This window comes from Pseudonocardia sp. (assembly GCF_029263155.1).
Classification (GTDB): domain Bacteria; phylum Actinomycetota; class Actinomycetes; order Mycobacteriales; family Pseudonocardiaceae; genus Pseudonocardia.
Map to the genome: position 1 here is coordinate 1 of NZ_JAJCYB010000115.1, position 2,936 is coordinate 2,936.

General features: G+C 71.8%; 3 protein-coding genes. 2 read left to right on the plus strand and 1 reads right to left on the minus strand.

Annotation, left to right across the window (positions count from 1 at the left end; genetic code table 11):
• A partial coding sequence (locus Q1K26_RS24130; protein WP_300017464.1) for an acyl-CoA desaturase occupies positions 1 to 481 on the minus strand: 481 nt, incomplete at its 3' end.
• An 86-nt stretch (positions 482 to 567) separates the two neighbouring features.
• On the opposite strand from Q1K26_RS24130, the gene Q1K26_RS24135 reads away from it, so the two are divergent.
• Positions 568 to 1,779 carry a PucR family transcriptional regulator gene (locus Q1K26_RS24135; RefSeq protein ID WP_300017467.1) on the plus strand — a complete coding sequence of 404 codons (1,212 nt, stop codon included), beginning with the start codon at positions 568 to 570 and terminating at the stop codon, positions 1,777 to 1,779.
• 201 nt (positions 1,780 to 1,980) lie between these two features.
• A partial coding sequence (locus tag Q1K26_RS24140; RefSeq protein ID WP_300017470.1) for a DUF1611 domain-containing protein occupies positions 1,981 to 2,936 on the plus strand: 956 nt, incomplete at its 3' end.

Sequence of the window (2,936 nt, forward strand, 5' to 3'; positions counted from 1 at the left end):
GCGCCCACCACAGACCCTTGATCAGGGCCTTCCAGTCGGTGCCGAAGCGCCACGGGGAGTGCGGGTCGCCCTCGAGATCGGAGAACTTGTGATGGCGGCGGTGGGTGGCCACCCAGTCGACCACGCTCATCTCCAACGACAGGCTGCCCGCGACCGCGAGCGCGATCTTCAACGGGCGTTTGGCCTTGAACGCGCCGTGGGTGAAGTAGCGGTGGAAACCGACGGTGACCCCGAGGCAGGCGACGATGTACATCACCAGGCCGATCAGCACGTCGCTCCAGCCGAGCAACCCGGCGCCCCAGGCCACCGGGACGGCCGCGAGCACCGCCAGGAACGGCAGCACGACGAACACCACCAGCAGGACGCGCTCGGTGCGGCTCTTCGGCTCCGCCTCGAAGTCCGGCACCGCCGGGCGGATGCGCGAGCCCGCACGGGTCACCGCCGTGCCTTCGGGCCGGGTGGGCGTGCTCATGGAAGTCATGGCCTCAGTGTGACCGTTCTTGACACATAACATCTTGGCCGGGGAAGGTGACCTGCCCGGACCTCTTTGTTCACAGGAGATAGTTCGTGCCCGATCCAACGCAGACCGACGACGATGTGCTCGTCATCGACCCGGATGTGGTGGCCGCCCTGCGCCGTCAGCTGCCGGCGGTCGCCGCCCGGACGGTAGCCGCAGTGGTCGCGGAGATCGACGAGTACGCCGACCCGCTGCAGGGCCGGATGGCAGCGAAGATCATCGAGGCCGTCCGGGTCGCGCTGGACGCGTTCCTGCGGATGATCGAGCACGCCGACCCGGGCGAGGCGCTGCGCCCCGCGCTGGACGGGGCGTACGGGCTGGGCGGTGGCGAGGCACGGTCCGGCCGCAGCATCGACGCGCTGCTCGGCGCGTACCGGGTCGGCGCGCGGACCGCCTGGCACGAGTGGGGCGGGGCGGCGGTCGCCGCCCGGGTCCCACCGGAGATGATCGTCCGGTTCGCCGAGCAGGTCTTCGCCTACATCGACCAGCTCTCCGCCGCGAGCGTGGCCGGCCACGGCGACGAGCTCGCCACCAGCGGCCGGGTCCGGGAGATGTACCGGGAGCGGCTGGGCCGCGCCCTGCTCTCCGCCGCGCCGCCCGACGAGCTGGTCGAACATGCGGAGCGGGCCGACTGGGAGCAGCCGAAGACCCTCACGGTGCTGCTGGTGGGCGCCGAACGGGCCCGGTTCCTGGCCGGGGCGCTCGAACCGCGCACCCTGAACCTGGCCGCCGACGTGATCGACGAGGGCCTGCCCGGCGACCTGCGGGTGCTGCTCGTGCCGGACACCGGCCAGCCGCGCTCCGCGGTGTGGCGCGCGCTGGCCCAGGAGCCGGCGGTGGTGGGGCCGGCCAAGCCGTGGACCGAGGTGTCCCGGTCCTACCAGCGCGCCGTGCGGGTCCTGCGCCTGCGCGGGATGCAACCGGGCGGCCTGGACACCGAGGGCCTGCTCACCGAGCTCGTCCTCACCGCGGACACCGACGCCCTGGCCGACCTGCGCGCCCGGGCCCTCGCCCCGCTCGCCGAGCTGCCCGACGCCACCGCCGAGCGGCTCACCGAGACGCTGCTGTCGTGGCTGTTGCACCAGGGACGACGCAACGACGTCGCCGAGCACCTGCTGATCCACCCGCAGACCGTGCGCTACCGGATGACCCAGCTCAGGTCGCTGTACGGCGACATCCTGCAGGACCCGGACCAGGTTCTCGGCCTGATCCTCGCCCTCGGCGCCCGCCCGCCCGATCTCGATCCCCCGACGTCCGGATGATCGCCCGCCACCGCGGCCACGCCACCGCCGGTGTGGATGCGGATGAGCACCGCGCACATCTACGGCGGCCCGGACCTGACCGGGTAGACTTGACGCGTCGGTAACTTTGCCGATCCTCAGGGCAGACCACTCGCGCAACGTTGGGCCCACCGGCCCCGCCACGAACCCGTCGCCTTCTCTGAGACTTCTCAGAGGATGCGCATGTCTTCGCTCGTCAGCGGTACCCCTTTTCTGCATGCGCCCGACCAGGGCGAGTCGGTCACCCCCGCCGCGCCCTTCGCGCTACCCGCCGGCAGCACCGCTGTCGTCTACTGCGAGGCGCTGTTCGGCGAGCAGGACGGTAAGACTGCTAACGGCCTGGTCCGGCACTCGGAGCGCTACCAGGTCCTCAGCGTCATCGACAGCCTCCGGGCCGGGGTCGACGCCGGGCAGTTCCTGGACGGGGCGGCGAACGGGATCCCGGTGCTGGCCTCGCTCGACGAGTCCATCGCGCACGCCGGCGAGGTTCCCGACTATCTGATCTGCGGGCTGGCGCCGGCCGACGGCCTGCTGTCGGACGACCAGCGGATCGTGCTGCTCGACGGCATCGCCCGCGGCATGCACGTGATCAACGGCCTGCACGAGTTCCTCAACGACGACGCCGAGTTCGTCGCCGCAGCCGTGATCGCCGGCGTCACCATCACCGACGTGCGCCGGCCGAAGGCCAAGCGTGACCTGCACCTGTTCTCCGGACGCATCTTCGACGTGACCTGCCCGAGGATCGCGGTCCTGGGCACGGACGGGGCGATCGGCAAGCGCACCACCGCCACCCTGCTGGTCCAGGCGCTGAACGCCCACGGCATCCGGGCGGTCATGGTCGGCACCGGCCAGACCACCCTGATCCAGGGCGGGCGCTACGGCGTCGCGCTGGACGCGCTGGTCCCCCAGTTCTGCTCGGGCGAGGTCGAGCACCAGGTCGTGGCCGCGTTCGAGGGCGAGGACCCCGAGGTGATCGTGGTCGAGGGCCAGGGCGCGCTCAGCCACCCCGCATACCTGACCTCCGCGCACATCCTGCGGGGCAGCCGCCCGGCCGCGGTGATCGTCCAGCACGCGCCGAAGCGCACGATGCTCGGCGACTTCCCGATGGTGCCGATGCCGACCGCGGCCAGCGAGATCGC